Below are 24,008 nucleotides of genomic sequence, written 5' to 3'. Positions count from 1 at the left end.
TTACGTGAGCGACCCGCCACCCGTTTCTCGGGACGCCGTGATCTACCGCGCCAACCGCGAATACTCGGCGGTCCTGCTGGACCGGCTTCCGCCCGACGAGCAGGCCGCGCTGCGCAGCGGTCATCCGGACGGTGACGTGTACGGCGCGCTCGTGCCACGCGCCGGATCGGACCTCGCGGTGCGTTCACTGTCGTTCGAGACAGCGCTGTTGTTCTTCGCGTTGCTCGAACCGGGTCCGCTCCCGGCCTTCGCGGCGCGCAGCATCAGGGAATCGGGCACGACCGTCCAGCGGCTGCTGCTCGACGGCGTCCTCGAGGTCGCGGACGGCGATGGTTTCGTCTCCGGCCCGCGGTATCTCGCGGGCCGGGTGGCCGCCGCGCAAGCAGTCGAGCCACCCTCGCAAGACCAGTCGATCGCTGCCCTGCGTTACGCCCAGGCCTTGGGCCCACTACCGGAGGATGACCTGGCACTGCGTCTCTACGGTTACGGGAGGCGTCCGCTCTCACCCGCCCTTCGTCGGCGGCTCCCGGATCGGGCGGCTGTCGCCTCGGCCCTCGGCGCGGACCGGGTCGGCGACGTCATGCGCGCCTGCGGCTGGATGGGCAGCGAGGACGAGCACTGGTATCACTGGCTCGCTCCACGGCCGAACGACTCGACGAACGCCGACTCGCCGCAGTACAAGCTGTACGTGAGCCCACTTCCTGCGGAGACGCGCGAGGCTCTCGACCAGGTGGTCCGGGCGTGTGGCGCGGGCGCGCACGTGATCGGGTTCAAGGTCGCGGCCGGTCTCGGTGGGTTCTGTCGGCCTGATCGCGTCGTCGCTTACTTCGCCGACTTCGCCGCGCTGTCGGCGTTCGCGAAGGAGCTCTCGGCGGACGTGGCCGGGTGCACTGGTGTCGCGGTGCCGTTCACGGCGCCCATCTCCGCCGACGGGCTGCTGTCATGGGGGGCGGATCCACCGCGTCCCGCACGTGGCGTACGGTCGACGAGCTGGCGGATGTGGTTGTGCCGCCGACTTGCGCACTACCTGCTGGTGGCGCGCGCTGCCGACACCGGGGCGCTGGAACCGTGGCAGTTCGCGTTGCATCGGTTGCAGGTCAGCGGCATCGACGCCACATCGTGGACGCCGTCGCCGGCGTCGTGGACCGAGGTGCTCGAGACCGGATGACGATGACGTCCGCCCAAGCGAAGCTTGTCCTCCCGACCGACGTCGTCATCACGCCGGTCGATCAGGTGCCGCGTGAGACGCGGGCTCGCTTCGAACACGCTGACGGCGACTACTGCGTGACGCGTCCGCACAGCCGCACGACTACCTGCGTCGTGAGCGGTCCAACCGCCGAGCTCCTCGAGCGTTTCCGCACCCCGACATCGATCGTCGACGCTGTCGTGGAGTTCGCCGTCGCGTCGCAGCGCGACGCCCATGACGTGCTTCAGGAGTCCTTCCCAGTCCTGAGCGCGCTGGCCGCGGACGGGTTGCTGACGCTGGAGGGAGATGTCGCAGCCGAGGCCGTTCGGCCGCTCTGGGCCCCAGGGGACCGCGTCGCCGACATCACGATCGTGCGCTGCGTCCGGGTGCTCGACGACACCGAGGTCTATCTCGGGCGCACAGAGCGTGGGGAGTTCGTCGCGGTGAAGCGCCTGGGCCGGTCGCCGGGGCCGAGCGCGTTTACCGCGCTGCGTCACGAGGCCCGGGTGTTGAGCCGTCTGGCCGGCCGAGCCGGTCCGGCGTTGCGGCAGGTGGAAGACGACGGCGACGGGGAGCCGATCCTGGTGCTCGGCTGGGTTTCGGGGGTTGATCTGGAGACTGCCGGGGCTGACCTCCGCAGGCCCGAGCGTCGCGCCGAACTGCTCAACCTTGCCGCAGGGGTCCTTGACTGTTACGCCGGTCTGCACGCCTGCGGGGTCCTCCACGGCGACGTGCATCCCCGCAACGTCCTGGTAGGGCCGGACAACGAGGTCACCGTCCTGGACTTCGGGGCGGCATGTCTGCCGGACGCCGGCGGTGCGCCGGTCCGCGGCGGCATCGACACCTATCAGGCCCCGGAGATCGCGCGGGCTCGCCAGCAGACCGGGTTCTTGCCCGAACCTTCTGCGGCCTCGGAGCAGTACTCGCTGGGTGCGCTGGTGTACCTGCTCATTACGGGGGGTGCTACCCATCTGTTCTCACTGCAGCCCGGCAAGATGCTGCGGCAGGTGATGGCCGACGCCCCGTTGCCGTTCGAGCACTACGGGCTCAGCAGCCCGGCGGTCGAGCGGTGCCTGCTCCGCGCGCTGGCCAAGGAGCCCCACGAGCGCCACCCGTCGGTCCACGAGTTTGCCGACTCGTTCCGCCACGCCGCCGCCGCAGATCTGCGGGCAGCCCCACGGGCGCTGCGGCTGGGCCTCGATCAGGCCGCCGAAGGGCTCGACCAGGCGTTGACCGACCTCAGCCCGACGGGGAATCGGCAGCGGAACGGACTGCCGGCACCGACCGTCTCCATCGGCCACGGCGCCGCCGGACTCGCCTACGCGCTGCTTCTCGTCGCGCACGCGCTCGACCGCCCGGACGTGCTCGCCGCCGCCGATATGTGGTCGACACGGGCTGTCCTGTCCGAGACCGACGCGAACGCGTTCCGCGACGACAGCCGCGGCATCGGGCCTTCCCTGTTCGGGAACGGATCGCTGTTCCACCACGCCGGGGGCGTCCACCTGGTGCACGCCTTGGTCGCACACGCCCGCGGGGACAACCAAACCTGCCGGACCGCTGTCGACTCCTTCCTGCGCTGCGCACAGCCCGACGACGCCCTCGACGTGGCCTTCGGCCGAGCGGGCCTGCTCATGGGCTGCACCACTCTGGTCGCGCTCCTGGGGCCCGAGGAAGAACTCATCGCGAGGGGCACCCCGATCAGAGACAGCCTCTGGGCCGCCCTTGCGGACCATCCCACGCTGAAGACGGGCGAGGAGATCACGCTGCTCGGCGCGTCGCACGGCTGGGCCGGCATGCTGACGGCCCTGCTCCGTTGGAGCACGGCGACCTCGACCCCGCCGCCGGAGGGACTGGCCGGCCGCCTGCGGGAGCTTGCCGAATTCGCGCGGCCCCTGGGGCGAGGGCTGGTGTGGCCACGAAAGTCCGACGGTAGTGGCGACGACGCGATCCTCAGTGCGAGCTGGTGCAACGGCTCGGCCGGTTACGTCGCCTTGTGGACAGCGGCCGAGCAGGTGTTCGACGGCGATCAGGCCCAAGCGGGCGCACTGAGTTACGGCGACCTCGCCCGCGCGGCCGCCTGGCACGCCTACGAGGCCCCCGGGTCCGCACCGGCCGGCGTCTGTTGCGGATTGGCGGGGCGTGGTCTCGCCCTGATGGCGCTTCACCAGCACACCGGGGAGCCGGCATGGTTGGCGAGAGCCAGATTGCTGAGTGCACGTGCCGCCTCTGAGTCGGCCCTGAGCCGCGGGACTGCGCCGAGTGCGGAGCGCCGAGTGGACGTGGTGGAGTCGAGCGACAATCCAGGCCTGCTCCACGGACCGATCGGACCGGCGTTGCTCACCGCGCAGCTCGTTGCTCCTGACAACGCCGTCCTCAGTATCACGGGTGCTTGGTGAGCGCCCCCTCTGGGGGGTAGACGTACTCACCGCGAGAGCGGGTGTCGCCGCAGACACATCCAGGCGAAGCGGCGCACCACCATGATCACTAGGGAACCTATGGGAACGATCAACCGCAGAGCGCCGGTGACGCCGGTGGATAGCCGGACACAAAGCGAGAGCTCGTGACCGTTCTCAGCAGTTCGCCGTCGTTGACCTGGAGGCATGCGTCCATCTGTGCCGAGTACGACCTTGATCATTACACGCATATTGCATACCTCCTCAGCACCCGCCAAGACGGCCTCGACACCCCGAACGGATCTTAAGGTGCCGATCCCGTACAGGGTCTATGCGGCAAAGGCACTAGCAAGCACACCAAGGCAGCACTATGAGCACTGCCACAGAAAGCGGCCCTCTTTGCCGTCAGCGCTGAGAAATCCGTAGCCGACACCAGCGTCGCCGAAGTTGACCTCATAAAACTCGTCTCCGCCCTCAAGCTGGAACAGGAAGCTCCAATCCCCGGGCGGATACTCCTCGTCCTGGAGCCAGGTGGGAGAACCGCCAAGCCGGTTGTCCCAGCCCTTTCCGAGCTCGGCAGAACTGGTCGGCATGAGCTCCACGGCAAGATCCTCACTCATCGTGGGGCCCTCGGCGTCGTCGGTCACCGTAATGAAGGACGGCACACGTCCAGGCTGCACGATCAGCGCGTTCTCGCCCCCCTCGCTCTCCCAAGTACCGTCGACGTAGTCCTCACCACCGGCCATGAACAGGTAAGCAATCCGGGCCTCCTCACCGGGAAGCCGAAACTGGCCGAGGAACATCATTGGTGTTTCCAACTCGGTGGACAGCGGCCACTGCGGCTTGTCGACCCATACTGGCTGGCCGCCCAACTTCGTCACTGGCTCCAGAATGGGCGCGTCAGACTTGCTGAGCCCGAGGCGGCAGGGGGATTCGCTGGTCGTCATGGAGGCAGACCGTAGCGCCCACGACCGACAAGACGCCTTCCGGTCCATCCTCGCCGTCGATCTCCAACTTTCCCAGGCCGCCAGCACAACCGCCTGGCGAGCAGCAGTTTTGGCAAACAGCGCCACCGTCCGGTCTGGTGGCTCCCGGATGGCTCCCATGAGATGTGTCTCACTGTGTCTCGGTTACTGCTGGGAGGATGCCGACATGGCGCGAATGCTGTTGTCCCGAGCGAGGTAACGCTCCTGCGCTTGACCGCCACGGTTCCAGCAGTGGCTCCGAGTGCTCATCTAATCTTTGCGGGTGGCGAACAAATCTGAAGATCTCGCATTGCCCACGGCTCTGGCCGAGGTGGCCGAGGTCGGCTTCGAGTGGGAATGGGACGAGGAAACCGACGAGGCCCGCGGCTGTGACTTCGAGCCATATGACCAGTTCGAGGAGCCCGACCGGACGGCGTGGTGGTTCCGCCTGTGGACCGGCAACCAAGAGGCCGACGGCAGCGAGTTCCGCTTCTTCGGCACGACCGGGGCGGGTGACTACACCGGCTTCTGGCTGGTACAGCCCGATGTGGCGATCGCTGACCAGCCCGTCGTCTACATCAGTTCCGAAGGTGAGCGCGGTGTGATCGCCAGCGATCTCGGCGACCTCCTCTGGCTGTTCGCCGCCGGCCTGGGCCCTGCCGAGGTCTTCACGGACCCCGACTCCCCTGCACAGCCGAACGAGGCCTTCCATACCATCGCCGAGCGACACGCCCCCGGCCGCCGCCGTTCCCCCACCCAGATCGTGACTGCCGTACGAGCAGAGTTCCCCCATTTCTCGGATCTCATCGACGCAATGTGCCGCTGAGCGGGACTCACTCAGCCTTTGGAATCCAAGTTCGAAGACACCCCGAGGCGGCGGTCCAGGAGCCGCAGGTCGTTGGTGTCGGTACTCAGGATGGTGACCATGGTGGCGTCGATGGTTGAGGCGGCGTCCAGGCGGGCGGCGAGGGCGCTCATCTGCTCCTGGTGCTCGTCGTCGAAGCTGCCCATGGGTGAGGCGGAGTCAAGCGGGGCCAAACCGAGCAGCATGCACGCGTGATCGGGCAGACCAAGACCGATGGCGATGCGCTCGAAGACGGCGAATTCCTCGATCGGGCCTGCCGTGCCGCGCATGATCCTGTTGACGCACGATTGGCCGATTCCCATGGCGGAGTCGATGCGGACCTGGCTAAGCACCGCATCCTGGAGGCGCCGCAGGATAGCTCGGAAACTTCCGCACGAGCAGTCGTAGAACGCCATAGCCACCCGGACGCCACTGGACACAACGAGAGAGGCCCGTCACCGCGTTTCCGCTGGTGACGAGCCTCTTCTTGCTGGTGTGGCAGGTGCAAGGTTCGAACTTGCGTAGGCTGAGCCGACGGTTTTACAGGGCATCGTCGATCTCGATGCAACTGGCTGCTTGGCCTGCGTCTCCGTGTTGCGGCTCGGCCCTGGAACGTCGGTCCATCCCGCGTATATCCCGGATCATGCTCCGGCGTCACGCGTTCGCTTCGCCCGCTCCTCCAGGCGTCGGAGATGCCGGCTGTACTGGCCAACTCGCGATCGGACTGCCCTGTCGATCAATCGGACTTGCGGATCGGAAGCATGCTCGTAGACCTCGGTCTCGAACGGATCGCCGTCGTACTCGATCAATCGGGCCAGAGCTTCCCGGTCCTGCTCCACCGAACCGCGGACGCGGACATGCCTACGCCACTCATCAGCACTCGCCTTAGCAATGTCCACCATGGCACCGTAACCGCCTATGCCGCTCACGTGGAATTACGAGAGCAGCTCAACAGCCAGCATGCGGGCGCTCGTGCCACGGCGCGCACCTCCCTCGCCTGATCAACCCATCTGCTGTCGGCCCGCCCGAAGGGGAAGCGGGCCAAGGCCATGAGGTCAAGGCGGAGCGCCTTGCTGGACGAACGACCTTGACCCCATGGCCCAGGTCTGCTCGGCTTGTCCCGGGTCTATGGCAGACAGAATGATCAGACTTCCACCTCAACCACGTACGGTCCCCTACTCACCGTACGGCGATCATCCCGGAGCCGGAGCGCCCCCGCCGAAGGCTTCTGTCACGTACGAGATCGCTTAGATGTCCGGCCATGTGTAGCTGGCTAGATAAGGGGACCGTCCGGTGACGAACCAGTTCTGAAGGTCATGGAGTCGTTCCATGGCGGCTTCGTAGTACTGGGGTGGTTCAGGGCGAGGGAAGTTCGGATGGCTGCTGTGGCTGGGGACGAAGTCGGCCAGATACCAGTAGCCCTCGACGAGCCAGCGGTCGAGTCGCTCGTTGCTCTCCTGCTCGGCGCAGACTCGGCGCATGGCTTGCTCCAGGCGGCTGAACACTCGCCGATCCCAGTGGAGATCGCATCGGAGTTGGATGAGGAATGATCCGTCTTCGGCGTCGAACTCCCGTCGGAGTAATTCCAGGTCATTCATGGCGCACAGGATGACACGGTTCGTGCTCGTGCGGCGGCGGGTCGGCGGTCGGCGCGGGGCGTACGGCGGCGCGGCGCGCCGCCGCGTGTCGTACGGCCGGTCCTTGTTCGGTGACTGGTACACGGCCACTCGGTCGGCTCAATAGAACCTCGACGGTGCAGAAGGGAATCCGTCCGGGCCATGAGTGGTAGGGCACCGAACCCAGGCCCTATTCGATGAGCGTCCATCCCTGGTTTTGAGCTTCGATCAGCCTTCGGATGAGGCCACGGGCGTTGGAGTCCTGTTCCGCGATCACTTGAAGGGCGCTGGCGGCCTGCCCGACTCGCCAGACAATCGCCGCGATGACATCGATCGTCTCTCCCTTCTGATCGGCGTAGGACTCGAAGCCTGGTTCGGGCTGGAAGCATCCCCACCAATCGAGGAGGACGCAAAGAGCAGTCTGCCTCGGTGGCCCAGGGCGCCTGGCGATGATCTCCAGTAAAGCATCGGTGCCTGCAACGGCTGCTGGATAGAGCGTTCCTGCGTGATCGTTTCCTACTGCTGATCGAATGCCATGTCCTTGATCCAGGTCATCACGAGTGCTCCTGAGCAAGGCGGCGAAGGCTTCCGCGACAGTTTCGGGCTGGTACCACTTAGGTCCTGGGATCGCAGCCCAATCCACGGCCTGGGGGTTCATGGGGGCAGCGTACGTGACGCCCGCATTTGCCAACTTCTGTGCGATTGAGACCTGAACCGTCGGTATCTACCGGAGCGAGTTCACCGCGTGGCATGAGAGCCTGCGGGAGGCAGCGTGAACACCTCCTATGACGTGAAGTTCTGGGCGATCACGCGGAACGAGTCGAGTAAGACGCCTTCGTATGTCGTCCGGTGGAAGGTCGGCGGCCGTCAGAAGTCGAAAACGCTCCGAACCAAGGCGCACGCCGAGAACCTGCTGTCGGATCTACGGCAGGCGGCCAAGCGCGGGGAATCGTTCGACATGGAGACGAGTCTTCCGCTCTCCATGATTTAGGTAAAGAGCGCTCGAACGGTTCTCGACTTCGTCAGGGCCTATGTCGAGATGAATTGGCCGCATATGGCGGCCAAGAGCCGCGACAGCATGTCTGACGCGCTCGCGACAGCGCTCCCGGCACTCGTGAGGGACAAGCCTGGCAGACCGGACGCCGAGATGCTGCGCACGGCCCTGCGCAAGTACACGCTCCTCCCCGAAGGGAAACGTCCCGCCCCTCCTGCCGATATGCAGCGGGCGATTCGGTGGCTGGAAAGCGCATGGCTCGACCTGACCGACCTCGGCGAGGCGAGGACAGTACGACTGGCACTCGACGCGATAGCGCTTCGGCTCGACGGCAAGGCGGCCGGCGCAAACACCGTTCGGCGTAAGCGCGCCGTGCTGCATGCGGTGTTGGAGTACGTGGAGTTGGAGCTTTCGGCAAATCCATTGCACCGGATCAAGTGGAAGCCGCCGAAGACAACGGAGACGGTAGACCCTCGGATCGTGGTCAACCCTCGACAGGCTCAAGAGCTTCTGACCGCGGTGACCTACGTCTGCAGGCGGGGACGTAGCAGGCGCCTCATGGCCCTGTTCGCGTGCATGTACTACGCCGCCCTCCGGCCCGCCGAGGTGACCGCCCTGCGCTTGGACGACTGCGATCTTCCTACGACAGGGTGGGACGTCTCCTCATCGACGTCTCCCGGCCGGAGGTCAACACTCAGTGGACGGACACCGGCGATGCCCACGAGGAACGCGGGCTCAAGCATCGCGGCCGGGATAATGTCCGGCTGTGCCCATCCCGCCAGCCTTGGTCAAGATAATCCGGGATCACGTCGCCGAGTCCGGACTCGGGCCGGGTGGCAGGCTCTTCCAGAGCGAGCGTGGCGGGGCGGTCGCCTCAACGGCCTATACCGAGGTATAGCAGGAGGCGCGGAAGCTGGCTTTGACTCCCGCCCAGGTCGCCTCTCCCCTCGCCCGCCGACCGTACGACCTCCGCCACGCGGCCGTCTCGCTCTGGCTGAACGCGGGCGTACCGGCTCCTGAGGTCGCCGAGCGGGCGGGGCACAGCGTTGATGTTCTCCTCCGCGTCTACGCCAAGTGCGTCGACGGCCAGCAAGAGATCACGAATCGGCGGGTAGACGACGCGTTGGCAGCATGACGCACCACCACTTCGGGCCTCGGATGATCTCCGGGACCCGAACGCGTTCCAGGGCAATCGTCTCGTGAAAGTCTGCTCCGACCTGGGGAAACACCCACAAGATCATTGCGCGTATATTGCGTGACCAGCGACAAACGGCCGCTCAGAGCGGCATCTGGCTGCGCACCCCTGAAACGCAGAAGAGGCCCCGGAGGGTCTCTGAGCTGCGCTAACTGCGTGTGGCAGGTGCAAGGTTCGAACTTGCGTAGGCTGAGCCGACAGTTTTACAGCGGGTCGACATTCTTAGCTCCATCAGGCCCCTGCGCTCCAGGTACGGCTCCCGCTTGTCCGCTACCGAGGGAAGATCATCCCGCGTATATCCCGCGAGGCAGCGGCAGGCACGATCATCCCTCCACGCCACCAGCCTCGATGCCGCCGACGCGTGATTTCAAGATCCAGTAGACGTCTTGGGCATTTTTCATCTGCTGGTCTTACCGTCGTGGCCATGCGACAGATCGATGACTGGGACGTGCTCAAGGTCTTCACCAGCCGGTTTCGGATGAAGCTCTTCAGCCTCCTCTTCCGGATCGGCCCGGTCACGCTAAGCGAGCTCGCCAGGCGGATGAATGCCGACCCCGGCCAGGTCAGCAGGGGATGCGGGCTCACGGCCCACCTTCGATCATCTCGATGTCGTGGTGCGCAAGCCAGAGTAGGAGCGGCCCGCTCCCCGTACAAGCGGCCGGACCCCACCACGGCACCCCGGTCAAGGGCCGGTTCGGCTACGCGGCGCGCGTCCTGCGGCGAAAAATGACACAACACCAATTGTCCGTCGAGAAAGCCATGTACATCCCATCAGTACCGTGAAGGTCTGACAGCGATCGCGCACGAGGCAGGATCAGCATGGTGGGGGAGGACTCGCCGTACCCGCTGGTGGTGACCGGCGTCTCAGGCGCCGTCGAACAGGCGAACGAGGCCGCCCGGTCGCTGTTCCACGACGGGCCGGCGTGGCTCGCCGAAGCCCAACGCGGGCTCTCGGCTCGACTGACGACAGGCCGGGAGGGTCTGGCGTGCGCGCCGGTCCGCGGACCGATCGGTGAGCGAGTGTTCGAGGCGCATCCCGTGTGGGCCGACGGCGGCTACGTCACCTGGTTGCTGATCGACGTCACCGGACAGCAGCAGGTCATGGAGACGCTGCGGGCCGAGCGCGACTCCGCCGTGTCCATGGTGCAGGCCGCCACCGAGTTGTTGTCCACCCTGAACCTCGACCGCTGCCTGGAGACCACCGCGCGGCTGGCGGTGCGGCATCTCGCCAGGTCCGCGCTGGTCGTCATACCGCTGGGAAGCCGCCGGTACGAGCTCGCCTCCTGCACTTCGGAGGGCGAGCCCGGACGCGAAAGCGTGGACCTCGACCCGCGGACGATCCCGGGGCTCGACGAGGCGTTGCAGGGGTTCCCGCCGGTGCCCGTCCGCTGGATCGACCCCGCCCTGGTGCCCGTCCGGGTGCTCCGCGGCCGGCGGCGCGGCATCCGTTCCGCGGCCGTAATCTCACTGCCCGGACATGGCATGCCCGTGGGTGCACTCGTCCTGCTGCGCCGTTCGGCCGAGTTCTCCCCGCACGAGGAGATGTTCGCCCGGCTGTTCGCCGCGCGGGCCGGCACCGCGATCTCCATCGCCCGCCTGTACTCCGGCCAGGCGGCCATCACCGAACTGCTGATGGCCGGCCTGCTGCCGCCGGTGATACCGCAGCTGGACGGCGTCGAAGTGGCGGCCCGCTATCGGGCCGCCGGCGGCAGCTCGCGGGTCGGCGGGGATTTCTACGACGTGTACCCGGCCGTCGGCTCGGGGCGGAACTCCCTGGTGGTGCTGGGCGACGTCTCCGGCAAGGGACTGGAGGCCGCTGTTCTCACCGGGAAGATCCGTGACACGCTGCGCGCCCTGCTGCCGATGGCCGATGACCACCAGCAGGTGCTAGAGCGGCTGAACGACGTGCTGCTCGCCGGCGAGAGTCTCCGCTACGTCACGCTCGTGCTGGCCGGCGTCGAGCGCCGCGGCACGCGAGTCGCCCTGCGGCTGACCAGCGCCGGACATCCGCCGCCGATGATCGTGCGCGACGACGGCCGGGTGGACGTCACCACAGCCCATGGCACGGCGATCGGTCTCCTGGACGAGGTCGCCAGCACCACCGAGACGGTGCTCCTGCAGCCCGGGGAGAAGTGCCTGCTCTATAGCGACGGTGTCATCGAGGCCAGAGGGGGGCCGCTCGGCGACGAGTGGTTCGGCGACGAGCGGTTGTGCGAGGAACTGCGGCGGAGCGTCGGCGTGCCGACGGACGCCCTGGCGGAACGTGTGCAGATGCTCGCGTTGCAATGGGCGGGAGACCGTGAGCACGACGACATAGCGATCGTCGCCATCGGCGCCCCGGGTAAGGCGCCCCCTGCGGCGACCGGAGGACCAGGGCCGTGAAGGACGGCATCGAGCAGTACGTCGAGGCGCTGCAGGCGGCAGCGACGGCCGGCGACGAGTACGCCGCGGTCGCGGTGGTGCAGGACGCGCACAATGCCGGTGTCCCCTTGGAATGCCTCTTCCTCGACGTCGTCGCCGTCGCGCAGGCACGCATCGGCGCGGAGTGGGCGGCCAACCGCCTCACCGTCGCCCAGGAGCACACGGCGACCGCCGTCAACGAGCGCGTGCTCGCCGTACTCGCCCACACGATCGACACGACGGACCACGGTTCCGCGCCGCTCAAATGGCGGATCTGCGTGGCGTGCGTCGAGGGCGAGTGGCACACCTTCCCCGCCCGGCTGCTGACCGAGGTGCTGCGGCTGCGCGGCTGGCTGGTCGACTACCTAGGAGCCCATGTGCCGACCCAGCACTTGATCGTGCACCTGCACAGGACGGCCCCGGACATGGTCGCGCTGTCCAGCTCGATCGCCACTCGCCTGCCCGCTGCGCACGCCGTGATCAGCGCGTGCCAGGCGGCCGGCACGCCCGTGCTCGTGGGCGGCGCCGCCTTCGGCCCCGACGGCCGTTACGCCCGCCTGCTAGGAGCCGACGCCTGGGCGCCCGACGCCCGTGCCGCCGCTGACCTGCTCGATGGCGGGCCGCTGCCCCGGGGGCACGCGCACGCCCTGAGCGCCGAGCGGCAACCGCATCTCGCCTGCCACGAGTACGCCCTGTTCACCGACCGCAAGCCAGACCTGGTCAGAGGCGCCCTGCAAGAGCTGAGTCGGCGCGTCCCCCAGACCGGGCCCCGGTCTGCGGAACCGCCCGTACTCACCGCGGAAGACGTGGCGTTCACCGTCGATTTCCTGGGGACCGCCGTGTACGTGAAAGATCCCGATCTGTTCGCCTCTTTCACGAGGTGGCTGGCATGGACGCTCACCCAGCGCGACGTGCCGCCGCGCGCACTGACCGCCGTACTTGACGCCGTGAGCGCCCGCCTCACGGGCCTCCCGAACGCCCTCGATGCCCTGGCACGGGGCCGCGAGGCCCTGCGAACCTGAACGACATGACGCGAGCGCCGCTCGGGAAGTTCTTGGATCATGCCTGCCAGCACCGGCTGTACGCGCTCTTCCACCTGATCGCGTTCCGAGGGCTACGCCGCGGCGAGGCGTGCGGCGCCCGCTGGGAGTTCCTCGACGTCGAGGAGCGCACTCTGGCCGTGGAGAAGCAGCTCGTACAGATCGGCTGGGGCTAAGTGGGGGAAAGGGCGGGGCCGGCGGTTGATGGCCATGTTCGCCTGCATGTACTTCGCCGCTCTCCGGCCCGGCGAGGCGGTCAGCCTTCATGAGCAGGACTGCTACCTTCCGCCCGAGGGCTGGGTACGGCTCACCCTCGACGGCTCCCACCCTGAGGTGAACCGCCGGTGGACCAACACGGGCGACGCTCACGAGCTGCGCGGCCTGAAGCATCGTGGCGAGGATGACGTCCCGCCGGATCCCGATCCCTCCAGAACTGGTCAAGATTCTTCGGCAACACCTCGGAAAGTTCGGCGTCGCCCCTGACGGGCGGCTGTTCCGCAGTGAGCGCGGTGGCGTGGTCGCTTCGACGGCCTACACCGAGGTCTGGCAGGAAGCCCGCGCCCTGGCTCTCACACCCGCCCAGGTCGCCTCACCGCTCGCCCGGCGACCTTACGATCTCCGGCACGCGGCCGTCTCGCTGTGGCTCAACGGCGGCGTACCAGCTCCGGAGGTGGCGGCCCGTGCCGGCCATGGGGTGGATGTCCTGCTGCGGGTCTATGCCAAGTGCATCGACGGCCAGGAGGAGATCGTCAACCAGCGGATCGCCGACGTACTCACCGCATGAGATCGCGTACAGCACCACTCGAAGGGCTCCGGCTACCCCCGGAGCCTTTCGGCGTTGCAGGGCCACGTCATTCCGCGCATATTCCGGATCATGGCTGTCCACCTGGGGAAACGCATCCGGATCCATCCCGCGTATATTCCGCGACCACCGCCAAACGGCCGCTCAGAGCTGCCCACGGCTGCACACCCCCGAAACGCAGAAGAGGCCCCGAAGGGCCTCTGAGCTGCGCTAACTGCGTGTGGCAGGTGCAAGGTTCGAACTTGCGTAGGCTGAGCCGACGGTTTTACAGGTCGTGACCTTTCTCAACCCAACAAGGCTTGTGAGCTGCGACGTAGCCTCGCCCTGCCACTACGATTATCAAGATCATTACATGCATGTTGCGTGGCACCCCTCGGCAGCTCCAGCGCGTCAAGACCGACGTGATCTCACTGAAATCTGTGAGCATGACCCTCAGGGCAGTGCTATATTTAGGGTAGAAATTGACCCTAAATATGGAGGGAAAATGCTGGTGCAGGCCGACGACTGGGACATAGCTCCTGGTAGCGGCCCGCTTGTGCGCCGCGAGATCCATGAGAAGTACGGCGGCCGTCGGCAAGGAGGCATCGGTCCCTCTCGGGTCACCCCCAACGTCCTCCTCTTCACGGATCCGCTCAAGGGGCACCAGCAGAGCCACTATGACGGGTGGGGAGGGGACGGCTGCTACCACTACATGGGAGAAGGCCAGAGCGGCGACCAGAAGATGACGCAAGGCAACCTTGCCATTCTCAACCACCGCCAAGACGGTCGCGCCCTGCGACTCTTTCGCATTGTGCCTCAGGGGGTTCAATACATCGGGCGCTTCGAGCTCGATCAGGATCGGCCCTACTACATCACCGACGCCCCTAACGCTAACGACGGCTTCATCCGGAACGTCATCATGTTTCGGCTGCGTCCGGTCGGCGATGTGATCACGGGCGGCGCCAGGGTCCCGCAAACGCCCGTCTTTGAGCCCACCATCGCTGCCATCCCGTCGGAGGAACAGCGAACCGAATCCACCCTGATGGATTCGACCCGAGAGCCGCATGGGGGGGAACGACGGGAAGCCGCCTTGATTCGCAGTTACGTGGACTACATGTCCGCGCAAGGCCACACCATGCGACGCTTCCAGATCTTGCCGGCTGACGAGTACTACCCCCTCTACACCGACATCTATGACGCGACTAGACAGGAGCTAATCGAGGCGAAGGGCACCACGACTCGTGAAGCCATGCGCATGGCTATAGGCCAGCTCATGGATTATCGGCGCTACTTGTCCCCCTGCGACCTTTCCATTTTGGTGCCAGATCAGCCTCGAACCGACCTTATCGATCTCTGCCGATCACTAGGCATCGATGTCATTTGGCCCCATGGCGACGATTGGCTTCGAGCATCGTCAGAGGTCCATCCCATGGCCAGAACGCACAGTGATCACACAGACGCATAATGACACATCAACGTTCGCCTTCATCTGCGATAGCCATACCTCAGGTCGGTACTCCCCGCGGGGATCGACCAACCCCGGCCCCGTGGTCGATCCCTCGACCCCCAACACGGGGCCGAAGAGGGGAAAGTCATGGCTGTCAGCAAGCGGCGGCGGCGCCGTAACATGCCAGTTCCTCCGGAGTGGGGCTCGCTCCTTGTACGAGCGCTCCTCATCCTGGTGGACTGGCTAGTCAACGGCAGCGGGCCCAAGTAGGCGTACGCCTCCTCGGGCCCGTGATCCAGCAAGGGCCCTCGTCAGGTTATGGCCGGCCGGCGAGGGCTTCTTGCTGCGCTCTACTGTACGAACCCGCAGCACCGAACACGACATCAGCGTGCCTGATGCCCCGAAGGCACCGTAGGACGGCTCGGGAACACCAGCACATCTTCAGCACGAGCAGTCGTAGAACGCCGTAACCACCCGGACGCCAACGGACACAACGAGAGAGGCCCGCCACCGCGTTTCCGCTGGTAACGGGCCTCTTCTAGCTGGTGTGGCAGGTGCAAGGTTCGACTTGCGTAGGCTGAGCCGACGGTTTCACAGGGCATCGCAGGTTGCGGCCGAATCCGTGGGATGACCTGGGCGATCTCTCATCACCTCGGCCCGCAGGCCGTAGACATCTTGGCGCACGGGCACCTGTCCCTCCGCCTAGCCTGGGCCGTCGTCCTCGTTGCCCTCCCGATTTGCCACCTCCTCGGCCACGGCGATGGTGGCATCGATACTGAGCGAGAGCTCTTGCAAGATCTCCTCGCGCGACTCGCCTGTCGCTTCGCTGAGGCGGTGTATGAGGTGCTCGGTAGTGATCCCGGCAGCATTGAGGTACCAGTTCATGGCGGTCAGAGCGGCCGGCCCGGCTGCCTCCAGCACTTCGTCAGCTATCGCTCGTTGCCAGGGCCATCGATAAGAACGGAGCCTTACGTTGAGCTGGACAGGCCCGTTGACCTCTGAGATCAACCGAGCTTGTTCCGGCGGCGACAAGGAACTGTCCCCCATGATCGTGAGCATTCGCATCCACCGCGCTGCGGTTTCTCGCAAGACGCCCATATGGCGACAGTAGACCAGTGCGCGGGACGCGCGAACCCCACACCTGCCTGATCATCCCGTCTGCCGTCGACCCGCCCGAAGGGAAGCGGGCCTAGGCCACGGGGTCAAGGTGGAGCGCCCCACTGGACGAACGACCTTGACCCCGTGGCCCAGGCCCGCTCGGCTTGTCCCGGATCGCGGCAGAGCAGGCGGGCGAGGACACCAGTGACCTGGACGACGTCATCACCGGCATCGATCAGGACATCAACGACACCGGCATGCGGGGCAACGTCCTCGGCCGCGCCGTACCCAAACGCCACCGCTCGACCAGGCGACGCCAAGACGCCCCCAACCTGCCCAAGCGCAAGATGGCCCACACCACCCTCGGCCGGACGTTCACCGGCTCGGACGGCAAGACCTACCGGCCGTCGCTGTTCGTTACGCTCACCCTGCTCTCCTACGGCAAGGTCCGGAACGGCGTGCCGGTCGATCCCGACGCCTACGACTATCGGCGGGCCGCTCGCGACGCCCTGCACTTCCCCAAGCTGGTCGACCGCTTCGTGCAGAATCTTCGCCGCGTCGCCGGATATGACGTGCAGTACTTCGCCGCCGTCGAACCACAGAAGCGCCTCGCGCCACATCTGCATATGGCCATCCGGGGCACCCTCCCGCGAGCGGAGATCAAGCAGATCGCCGCAGCCACCTATCACCAGGTGTGGTGGCCTGCGGCCGATCGCATCGCCTTCGACGGCGATCACCTGCCGGTCTGGCAGGACGTGGCCGGCTACTGCGACCCGGCCACCGGGGAAGTGCTGCCCAACTGGGACGAGGCCCTCGACCAGCTCGACACCGACGAGGCCGCCGAACCGCTGCATGTGATCCGCTTCGGCGTCCAGGTCGACGTGCAAGGCGTCCTCGCCGGAACCCCCGATGCCGACCAGTGCATCCGCTACCTGTCCAAGTACCTCACCAAGTCCATCGGCGACACCCTCGCCCCCGACGACCAGGCCCAGCGAGAGCACTCCGGACGGATGGCCGACGCACTGCGCTTCGAACCCTGCACGCCCGGCTGCCCGAACTGGCTGCGCTACGGCGTTCAGCCCAAGGGCGCCAAGCCGGGCATGACCCCCGGCCGCTGCCACGGCAAGGCACACCAGCCCGACCACCTCGGCTACGCCGGTCGCCGCGTCCTCGTCTCCCGCAAGTGGTCGAACAAGACCCTGGCCGAGCACAAGCAGGACCGCCGCACCTGGGTCCTGGAAGCCCTCGGCCAGAGCGACCAGCCCACCGACCCACACCGCTACATCTGGAAACCCGTCCCGGCCGGAGACGCCAACCTCGCACCCCTGGCCGTACGCCTCCTTCGGTCGGTCCACGAGCGGCAACGCTGGCGCGCACACCTCGACCGACTCCAAGCCCAAGCAGGCGGCCAAGATCTTTCGGCAACTGAACCAGGGAGGGCGGCATGAGCAGGCGAGACGAACTCCTCACCGTCGCCCAGGTCCTCGACGAACTTGGCGGAGTCTCCCGGCGAACCTTCTACCGCTGGCGGGAGATCGGTAAAGCCCCGGAGGGCTTCAAGTTGCTTAACGGGGAGCTCCGCATCTACCGGAGCGAGTTCACCGCGTGGCTTCAGACCTTGCGGGAGGCAGCGTGAACACCTCCTATGACGTGAAGCTCTGGGCGATCATGCGGAACGAGTCGAGCAAGACTCCGTCCTATGTCGTCCGCTGGAAGGTCGGTGGTCGGCAGAAGTCGAAGACCCTCCGGACCAAGGCACTCGCCGAGAACTTGCTGTCCGACCTTCGCCAGGCGACCAAGGTGGGTGAGCCGTTCGACATGGAGACGGGTCTCCCCCTGTCCATGCTCCAGGCCAAGAGCGCTCGGACGGTCCTCGACTTCGTCCGGGCCTACATCGAGATGAAGTGGCCGCATATGGCTGCCAAGAGCCGCGACAGCATGTCTGACGCGCTGTCCACAGCGCTCCCCGCACTCGTGAAGGACCGGCCCGGCCGACCAGACGCCAAGTCGCTTCGTACGGCCCTGCGCAAGTACGCGCTCCTCCCTTCCGGAAAGAGTCCTGCTCCTCCTCCGGACGTGGAACGGGCGATTCGCTGGTTGGAAGGCGCATCGCTTGATCTGGCCGACCTCGGCGAGACGAAAACCGTACGGCTGGCGCTCGACGCGATAGCACTTCGGCTGGACGGCAAGGCGGCCGGCGCGAACACCGTCCGCCGCAAACGAGCCGTGCTGCACGCGGTCCTGGAGTACGCCGTAGAGCTGGAGGAGCTTTCGGCAAATCCGCTGCACCGGATCAAGTGGAAGCCGCCCAAGACGACCGAGACGGTTGACCCCCGGATCGTGGTCAACCCCCGGCAAGCTGTGGAGCTGCTGACCGCAGTGACTTACGTGGGCAGGCGTGGACGCGGCAGGCGCCTCATGGCCCTGTTCGCGTGCATGTACTACGCCGCCCTCCGCCCTGCTGAGGCCATCGCCTTGCGCAAGGAGGACTGTGAGCTTCCGGCAACGGGCTGGGGACGTCTCCTCATCGACGTTTCCCGGCCCGAGGTCAACACTCAGTGGACGGACACCGGCGACGCCCACGAGCAACGCGGGCTCAAGCATCGCGGCCGGGATGATGTCCGGCCTGTGCCCATCCCGCCGACCTTGGTCAAGATTCTGCGGGACCACGTGACCGAGTTCGGGCTGAGTCCGGATGGCCGGCTTTTCCAGAGTGAGCGCGGCGGGGTGGTCGCCTCGACGGCTTACACCGAGGTGTGGCAGGAGGCACGGAAACTCGCCTTCACGCCTTCCCAGGTCGCCTCTCCCCTGGCGCGCCGACCGTACGACCTGCGGCACGCGGCCGTCTCGCTCTGGCTAAACGCGGGCGTCCCGGCCCCGGATGTCGCCGAACGGGCGGGTCACAGCGTTGACGTTCTTCTCCGCGTCTACGCCAAATGCATCGACGGCCAACAGGAGATCGCGAACCGCCGGATAGACGACGCGTTGGCGGCATGACGTACCACTTGATGGCCATCGGGTCCCGGATGATCTCCGGGACCCGTTCGCGTTTCCGGGACACACGACGCGCGAAACGCCTGGTCCGACCTGCGGAAACAGCTTCAAGATCATTGCGCGTATATTGCGCGACTAGCGACAAACGGCCGCTCAGAGCTACTCACGGCTGCATGTCCCCCGAAACGCAGAAGAGGCCCCGAAGGGCCTCTGAGCTGCGCTAACTGTGTGTGGCAGGTGCAAGGTTCGAACTTGCGTAGGCTGAGCCGACGGTTTTACAGACCGCTCCCTTTGGCCACTCGGGCAACCTGCCGTGTCTTCCGCTCTCGCGGCGACAGACAGAAGAATAGCGGACTTCTGCGGTCTACGTGACACCGGTTTGTCCCGCGCCGGATCCCGCATGCCTGCTCCCCCCGATACCCCCGCCCCTACAAGCCTCCGCATGTCGGAACAGGGATCGGCCGGCCAAGGCCGCCTCCCGGCAGATCCCCGCACCGCAAGCCCCCAGCGACCTCTCACCGGCGCCACCACAGCAAAGCAGCCGGCGCGTGTATCCGTACATGAGCCTGTCTCGGGACCCAGCCCCTGGGTGGGTGGGTTTTCGGGGCGGGGCGGGAGGGCCCGGGAGGCGGATCCTGCAAGTCGGCTCGATGCTGGCTAGGCTCATCCGCTGGGTCCGCTTTCGCCGGGCGCGATCAACGACAGACACCGACGAACGCTCACGCAGCGGAGAGGAAGTGCGCTTTGGCCGATTCGTCTTTCGACATCGTCAGCAAGATCGACCGCCAGGAGGTCGATAACGCGCTCAACCAGACGGTCAAGGAGATCGGGCACCGCTTCGACTTCAAGGGCACCGGGGCGGCCATCAGCTGGTCCGGGCAGGAGAACATCGAGATCAAGGCCAACAGCGAGGAGCGCGCGAACGCCGTACTCGATGTGTTCAAGGAGAAGGTGATCAAGCGCGGCCTCTCCCTGAAGGTTCTCGACTCCGACGAGCCGAAGTTGTCCGGCCGGGAGTACCGCCTGCTGGTCTCCCTCAAGGAGGGCATCGACCAGGAGCATGCGAAGAAGATCTCCAAGCTCATCCGCGACGAGGGCCCCAAGGGGATCAAGGCGCAGATTCAGGGCGAGGAGCTTCGGGTGAGCTCCAAGAAGAAGGACGACCTACAAGACGTCATCACCCTCCTTAAGGGCAAAGATCTGGACATCGCCCTGCAGTTCGTGAACTACAGGTAATGGAGCGGCGCGCGAGACCGTGATCTGCGCGGTCATCGCGCTCCCACCTTGCGGCGGCTTGTGTCCGCACATGCCGTGCGCGGGTCACCCTGTGTGGCGATTGAGCAGGCGTGTCGTTGCGGACTGCCTTCGAAATCGCGACGCAGGCAACCGGAGGCGTTGCGTTCCGTGTGATGCGCATCAATGACTGGATGCGTTTGGGTAGGGCCTGCGCGATCATTACCAGGATGAACGCTCGTTTCCTCGGTATCGCTGATCTGGTCGAAACCCCGTCCGTGGCGGTCGTGGTCGACGTCATGCGTGCTTTCACCGTGGCCGCCTGGGCCTTCGCCCAAGGGGCGGAAAAGATCGTTCTTGCTGAGACGCTGAACGAAGCCCTGGCGCTCAAGGCCCTCCACCCGGATTGGGTGGCGCTCAAGGACGGTCCGCCCGTGCCCGGGTTCGACCTCGTCAACTCGCCGGGCCTGCTGCGCTCTGTTGACCTTGACGGACGGACCGTGGTGCAGAAGACCACGGCGGGGACGGTCGGCGCCCTTGCGGTCAAGGAGGCGCCGCTGGTGTTGTGCGCCAGTTTCGTGGTGGCGGAGGCGACGGCTCGGCTTTTGCGGACGCGCGAGAGTGGCAGTGTCACGTTCGTGGTCACCGGCGAGGATGGGCAGGCCGATGAAGATCTGGCGTGTGCTCAATACATCGCTCGGAGAGTCAGCGACGCTGGGACGGATGCTGCCGAGTTCCTCCGCCGCGCTGCCGAGTCGCGCGCCGCCGCCGAGCTGGCGGAGGGGATACGTCAAGGAGTCCATCCTGATGACGTCGCACTCTGTCTTGAAGTCGACCGGTTCCCCTTCGCCATGGTGGCGACCTTGGAAGGCTCGCTCATGGTCCTGCGTCCCCGCGCGATGCCTTCGCGGCCCGGCCCGGCCGTCGGAGTGGATCCGTAAGCTGGTCGATCGTGACGATGATCCCCCTGCGCCGCTTCACGGCGCGTGCTCTGCCCGTCGACGATCAGGGCCGGGTGCTCCTGCTCAACGGTTTCGATCCGGTACGCCCCGACGAGCCGTTCTGGTTCACCATCGGCGGCGCCATGGAGGGTGCGGAGACGCTGCAGCAGGCCGCCGCGCGCGAGCTGTTCGAGGAGGTCGGGATCCGGGTGACGGCGGAGGAGTTCACGGGACCGTACGGGACGGGCACGATCGAGTTCAGTTTCGCCCAGTACGCCATCACGCAGGATCAGGCGTACTTCGCGGTCCGGGTGGGCCAGGTGGAGGTCTCGTTCGAGCACATGGAGCAGCTTGAGAAGGAGACCACGCTCGGGCATCGGTGGTGGAGCGCCGAGGAGATCGAGGCCACCGAGGAGATCGTCTTTCCGGAGGATCTGGCGGCGATCCTCCGCAGGGTCAGGACGGGCGAAGGACTCGGGTAGCGCCCGTGATGAGGGCGGTGGCCAGGATCCAGCCCGAGATGATCAGTCCGTACGCGAGTCCCTGCGTCCAGCCCGCCGGGTCGAACATGTCGCGCTGGCCGAACGTGGACAGCGGCAGCAGCAGGTCGAAGCTGTAGGCGAACGAGTCGAAGACCGGGCTCTCGTCGGGTTTCAGCGGACGGGGTGGGTTCAGGCCGAAGGCCACCGTGCCGACCAGGAGCAGCGCCGCGAACCAGACCGCCGCCAGCCAGGGGCGATAGCCGTAGCCGACCGTGAACTCCAGCAGGCGGCCCCAGAACCGGGCACCCGTTCCTTCGGTGTGGCGTCGGCCGCGGAGTTTGGCGAGTTGGGCACGGCGTGCCAGCGCGTCATTGCCGTCGCGGCGGTACCAAGCGGCCAGTTGCTCGTACGGCTGCGGTCTGAAGCCCTCCGGGTCCCGGCCGACCCATTCGATCCTGCGGGACACTCCGCTGCCGCGCAGGCGTTCGTACGTCAGGCCGTTCAGGCGGAGTTTGTCCGGCCAGGTGGCGGGGTTGTCCTCCAGGGTGTTCACGGTGGAGTGCGCGAGCGTCACCACGCCGTCGATCGGCTCGGCCGGCTTGAGGTAGAGCTCGCGGACCTCCATGTGACTGGCATGCAGCGCGTACGGCGTGTCGGGGCTGCGGATGGCGCCTCTGATCGCGAGCAGGCCGATCCGTGCGCCGCGCAGTCGTACGCAGCCTTGGGCCAGGAAGTCGCCGGTGCAGCGCATCGAGTCCTCGACGACCAAGCCGTCGGCGATGAGCGCGTGTTTGCCGGGATTGCGGAGCTTGGCGTTCTCCAGCGAGAACTCGCCGTTGAGCCGGGCACCGTACATCCGGATGCCGCCGGTGATGTCGCCGTTGCGGAGGTACATGCCGGAGTCGACCACCATGGCGTCGGCGTAGAACGCGTGATCGTCGTCCTCGCCGGAAACGATCTTGGTGCCGCCGAGCCAGAGGCCGCTCTCGAACTGGGCGCGGGGCACCCGTACCGCACCCGTGACGTACGAGCCCGACAGGCTGAGGTGGCCTGCCACCCGCATGCCGCCCCCGGTCAGGCCGGGTAAGCGGCAGTCGGTCAGCCGCACGGTCCGGGCGGTGGTGCCGGTGAGCCGGATGGGCTCGTCCAGGTGGCAGCCGCTGAGCGAGAGATCGTGCTCGACGGTGCCGCCGACGATCTCGAGCGGCCCGGTGATCCTGGCGCCGGTGAGCCGTACGGCCGGAGCGGAGCCGGCGGCGACGTCACGGGCGCCGAGTAACAGTGAGGTGATCACCTGGGCTCGGACGGTGCGCTCGGGGCCCCAGGTGTGTCCGTCCGACGGGGCGTTGGCGCCTGCGGGACTGTTGCCGCTCGGGGCGAAGGGGGCCAGCTCCACCGTCCGGCCCGTGGGGAAGGCGTCCCACACCTTCCGCTCGGCTGCGCTCAGTCGCGGAGATCTCCCCATGAGCTGATTCTTTCGCACGACTCAGCGCCGGTAGCCGGCCATGCGCTCCAACCTGGCCACGCGCTCGGCGGTGGGCGGGTGCGTGGAGAACAGGCGGCCCAGGCCGATGCCGCTGAACGGGTTGGCGATCATCAGGTGGGAGGCCGAGGTCAGACGGCTGTTCTCCGGGAGCGGCAGCCTGCGGGCGCCCATCTCGATCTTGCGCAGGGCGGAGGCGAGCGCGAGCGGGTCGCCCGTGAGCCGGGCCCCGGACTCGTCGGCCTGGAACTCCCGGCTGCGTGAGACGGCCATCTGGATCATGCCGGCGGCCACCGGGCCGAGCAGCATCATGAGCACCGCACCGAGGAATCCCGGGCCCTCGTCGTCGTCGGAACCGCCGAAGAAGACCGCCACGTAGCTCACCCAGGTGATCATCGTGGCCAGCGCGCCGGCGATGGACGAGATCAGGATGTCGCGGTTGTACACGTGGGACAGCTCGTGCCCGATCACGCCACGCAGCTCGGACTCGTCGAGGAGCTGGGTCAGGCCGTAGGTGACGCAGACGGCGGCCTTGCGCGGGCTGCGGCCGGTGGCGAACGCGTTCGGCTGCACGGTGGGCGAGATGTAGAGCCGTGGCATCGGCTGCCGGGCCTCGGTGGAGAGCTCGCGGACGATCCGGTAGAGGGTGGGCTGCTCCACCTCGCTGACCTGCCTCGCACGCATGGCCGACAGCGCGATCCGGTCGCAGAAGAAGTAGGCGACGCCGTTGGTCACCAGGGCGAGCACGAACGCGAGCTGCATGCCCATGCCGCCGCCCAGCCATGCGCCGGCCGCGATGATCAGCGCTGACAGGCCCCCCAGCAGGACCGCGGTGCGCAGGCCGTTGTGGTGCAAGGTTCCCCCCTCTCATGGTCCGGCTTCACCTGGTACAACGACGATGCACTGCCTCAACGTT

22 protein-coding genes and 1 tRNA gene are annotated in these 24,008 nt (G+C 66.7%); 15 read left to right on the top strand and 8 right to left on the bottom strand.

All coding sequences use genetic code 11. The features are described from left to right. Nucleotides 1-4 precede the first annotated feature (4 nt). Nucleotides 5-1,168 carry a hypothetical protein gene (locus tag OHA68_RS17055; protein ID WP_327108521.1) on the top strand — a complete coding sequence of 388 codons (1,164 nt, stop codon included), beginning with the start codon at nt 5-7 and terminating at the stop codon, nt 1,166-1,168. Further along, nucleotides 1,165-3,582: a lanthionine synthetase LanC family protein gene (locus OHA68_RS17050; protein ID WP_327108520.1), complete on the top strand. Its 2,418-nt coding sequence runs from the start codon at nt 1,165-1,167 to the stop codon at nt 3,580-3,582. Before OHA68_RS17055 ends, OHA68_RS17050 begins: the two co-directional genes overlap by 4 nt. A gap of 365 nt (nt 3,583-3,947) precedes the next feature. Here OHA68_RS17050 and OHA68_RS17045 read toward each other — a convergent pair whose 3' ends face one another. Then, nucleotides 3,948-4,526: a hypothetical protein gene (locus OHA68_RS17045; protein ID WP_327108519.1), complete on the bottom strand. Its 579-nt coding sequence runs from the start codon at nt 4,524-4,526 to the stop codon at nt 3,948-3,950. A gap of 301 nt (nt 4,527-4,827) precedes the next feature. Here OHA68_RS17045 and OHA68_RS17040 point away from each other — a divergent pair, with 301 nt between their 5' ends. Continuing rightward, the gene (locus OHA68_RS17040) at nt 4,828-5,370 is read left to right on the top strand and encodes an SMI1/KNR4 family protein (RefSeq protein WP_327108518.1); all 543 of its coding nucleotides are present in this window, start codon (nt 4,828-4,830) and stop codon (nt 5,368-5,370) included. Between the two features lie 11 nt (nt 5,371-5,381). Here OHA68_RS17040 and OHA68_RS17035 read toward each other — a convergent pair whose 3' ends face one another. The 3 genes from OHA68_RS17035 to OHA68_RS17025 form a co-directional block, all read right to left on the bottom strand. Further along, nucleotides 5,382-5,804, bottom strand: a complete 423-nt coding sequence (locus OHA68_RS17035; RefSeq protein WP_327108517.1) for a hypothetical protein — start codon at nt 5,802-5,804, stop codon at nt 5,382-5,384. Between the two features lie 831 nt (nt 5,805-6,635). Beyond that, the gene (locus OHA68_RS17030) at nt 6,636-6,986 is read right to left on the bottom strand and encodes a hypothetical protein (RefSeq protein WP_327108516.1); all 351 of its coding nucleotides are present in this window, start codon (nt 6,984-6,986) and stop codon (nt 6,636-6,638) included. Between the two features lie 208 nt (nt 6,987-7,194). Then, nucleotides 7,195-7,662, bottom strand: coding sequence for a hypothetical protein (locus OHA68_RS17025; RefSeq protein WP_327108515.1), 468 nt, complete (start codon nt 7,660-7,662; stop codon nt 7,195-7,197). A 114-nt stretch (nt 7,663-7,776) separates the two neighbouring features. Here OHA68_RS17025 and OHA68_RS17020 point away from each other — a divergent pair, with 114 nt between their 5' ends. The 6 genes from OHA68_RS17020 to OHA68_RS16995 all read left to right on the top strand — a co-directional run bounded on the left by OHA68_RS17020 (nt 7,777) and on the right by OHA68_RS16995 (nt 14,879). After that, entirely contained in the window at nt 7,777-7,995 is a 219-nt protein-coding gene (locus OHA68_RS17020) for a hypothetical protein (protein WP_327108514.1), read from the top strand. Nucleotides 7,996-10,012: 2,017 nt separating this feature from the next. Then, entirely contained in the window at nt 10,013-11,575 is a 1,563-nt protein-coding gene (locus OHA68_RS17015; RefSeq protein ID WP_327108513.1) for a PP2C family protein-serine/threonine phosphatase, read from the top strand. Then, the gene (locus OHA68_RS17010) at nt 11,572-12,615 is read left to right on the top strand and encodes a cobalamin B12-binding domain-containing protein (protein WP_327108512.1); all 1,044 of its coding nucleotides are present in this window, start codon (nt 11,572-11,574) and stop codon (nt 12,613-12,615) included. The genes OHA68_RS17015 and OHA68_RS17010 overlap by 4 nt, the downstream gene beginning before the upstream one ends. Nucleotides 12,616-12,620: 5 nt before the next feature. After that, on the top strand, nt 12,621-12,809 hold the full coding sequence (locus OHA68_RS17005) for a site-specific integrase (protein ID WP_327108511.1): 189 nt from the start codon (nt 12,621-12,623) through the stop codon (nt 12,807-12,809). Between the two features lie 224 nt (nt 12,810-13,033). Then, complete coding sequence (locus OHA68_RS17000; protein ID WP_327108510.1) at nt 13,034-13,417, top strand: hypothetical protein; 384 nt, start codon at nt 13,034-13,036, stop codon at nt 13,415-13,417. A 502-nt stretch (nt 13,418-13,919) separates the two neighbouring features. After that, a complete protein-coding gene (locus tag OHA68_RS16995) occupies nt 13,920-14,879 on the top strand; it encodes a restriction endonuclease (protein WP_327108509.1) in 960 nt (319 codons plus the stop codon). A 684-nt stretch (nt 14,880-15,563) separates the two neighbouring features. On the opposite strand, the gene OHA68_RS16990 is transcribed toward OHA68_RS16995, so the two are convergent. Then, complete coding sequence (locus tag OHA68_RS16990) at nt 15,564-15,959, bottom strand: hypothetical protein (protein ID WP_327108508.1); 396 nt, start codon at nt 15,957-15,959, stop codon at nt 15,564-15,566. Between the two features lie 164 nt (nt 15,960-16,123). On the opposite strand from OHA68_RS16990, the gene OHA68_RS16985 reads away from it, so the two are divergent. From OHA68_RS16985 to OHA68_RS16975, 3 genes are read left to right on the top strand one after another with little or no spacing between them, the layout of a single operon-like run. After that, complete coding sequence (locus tag OHA68_RS16985) at nt 16,124-17,407, top strand: replication initiator (RefSeq protein ID WP_327108507.1); 1,284 nt, start codon at nt 16,124-16,126, stop codon at nt 17,405-17,407. After that, entirely contained in the window at nt 17,404-17,595 is a 192-nt protein-coding gene (locus OHA68_RS16980; protein WP_327108506.1) for a helix-turn-helix transcriptional regulator, read from the top strand. The genes OHA68_RS16985 and OHA68_RS16980 overlap by 4 nt, the downstream gene beginning before the upstream one ends. Next, nucleotides 17,592-18,956 carry a tyrosine-type recombinase/integrase gene (locus OHA68_RS16975; protein ID WP_327108505.1) on the top strand — a complete coding sequence of 455 codons (1,365 nt, stop codon included), beginning with the start codon at nt 17,592-17,594 and terminating at the stop codon, nt 18,954-18,956. The genes OHA68_RS16980 and OHA68_RS16975 overlap by 4 nt, the downstream gene beginning before the upstream one ends. A gap of 228 nt (nt 18,957-19,184) precedes the next feature. Here the strand turns inward: OHA68_RS16975 and OHA68_RS16970 are convergent. Continuing rightward, nucleotides 19,185-19,266, bottom strand: a tRNA-Tyr gene (locus OHA68_RS16970). A 431-nt stretch (nt 19,267-19,697) separates the two neighbouring features. Here OHA68_RS16970 and OHA68_RS16965 point away from each other — a divergent pair. The 3 genes from OHA68_RS16965 (at nt 19,698) to OHA68_RS16955 (ending at nt 21,609) form a co-directional block, all read left to right on the top strand. Beyond that, complete coding sequence (locus tag OHA68_RS16965; protein WP_327108504.1) at nt 19,698-20,189, top strand: YajQ family cyclic di-GMP-binding protein; 492 nt, start codon at nt 19,698-19,700, stop codon at nt 20,187-20,189. 110 nt (nt 20,190-20,299) lie between these two features. After that, nucleotides 20,300-21,127 carry a 2-phosphosulfolactate phosphatase gene (locus OHA68_RS16960; RefSeq protein WP_327108503.1) on the top strand — a complete coding sequence of 276 codons (828 nt, stop codon included), beginning with the start codon at nt 20,300-20,302 and terminating at the stop codon, nt 21,125-21,127. Nucleotides 21,128-21,144: 17 nt separating this feature from the next. Continuing rightward, a complete protein-coding gene (locus OHA68_RS16955; RefSeq protein WP_225277440.1) occupies nt 21,145-21,609 on the top strand; it encodes an NUDIX hydrolase in 465 nt (154 codons plus the stop codon). On the opposite strand, the gene OHA68_RS16950 is transcribed toward OHA68_RS16955, so the two are convergent. Both OHA68_RS16950 and htpX read right to left on the bottom strand, forming a co-directional pair. Beyond that, entirely contained in the window at nt 21,584-23,074 is a 1,491-nt protein-coding gene (locus OHA68_RS16950) for a hypothetical protein (protein WP_327108502.1), read from the bottom strand. The two genes, OHA68_RS16955 and OHA68_RS16950, sit on opposite strands and share 26 nt — an antisense overlap. Nucleotides 23,075-23,095: 21 nt before the next feature. After that, entirely contained in the window at nt 23,096-23,947 is an 852-nt protein-coding gene (gene htpX, locus OHA68_RS16945) for a zinc metalloprotease HtpX (protein ID WP_327108501.1), read from the bottom strand. Nucleotides 23,948-24,008 lie beyond the last annotated feature (61 nt).

Source organism: Nonomuraea glycinis, assembly GCF_035920485.1.
In the GTDB taxonomy this organism is placed as follows: Bacteria; Actinomycetota; Actinomycetes; order Streptosporangiales; family Streptosporangiaceae; genus Nonomuraea; species Nonomuraea glycinis.
The sequence above is the reverse complement of the archived record's forward strand: the minus strand, read 5'-3'. Positions and strand labels throughout refer to the sequence as shown.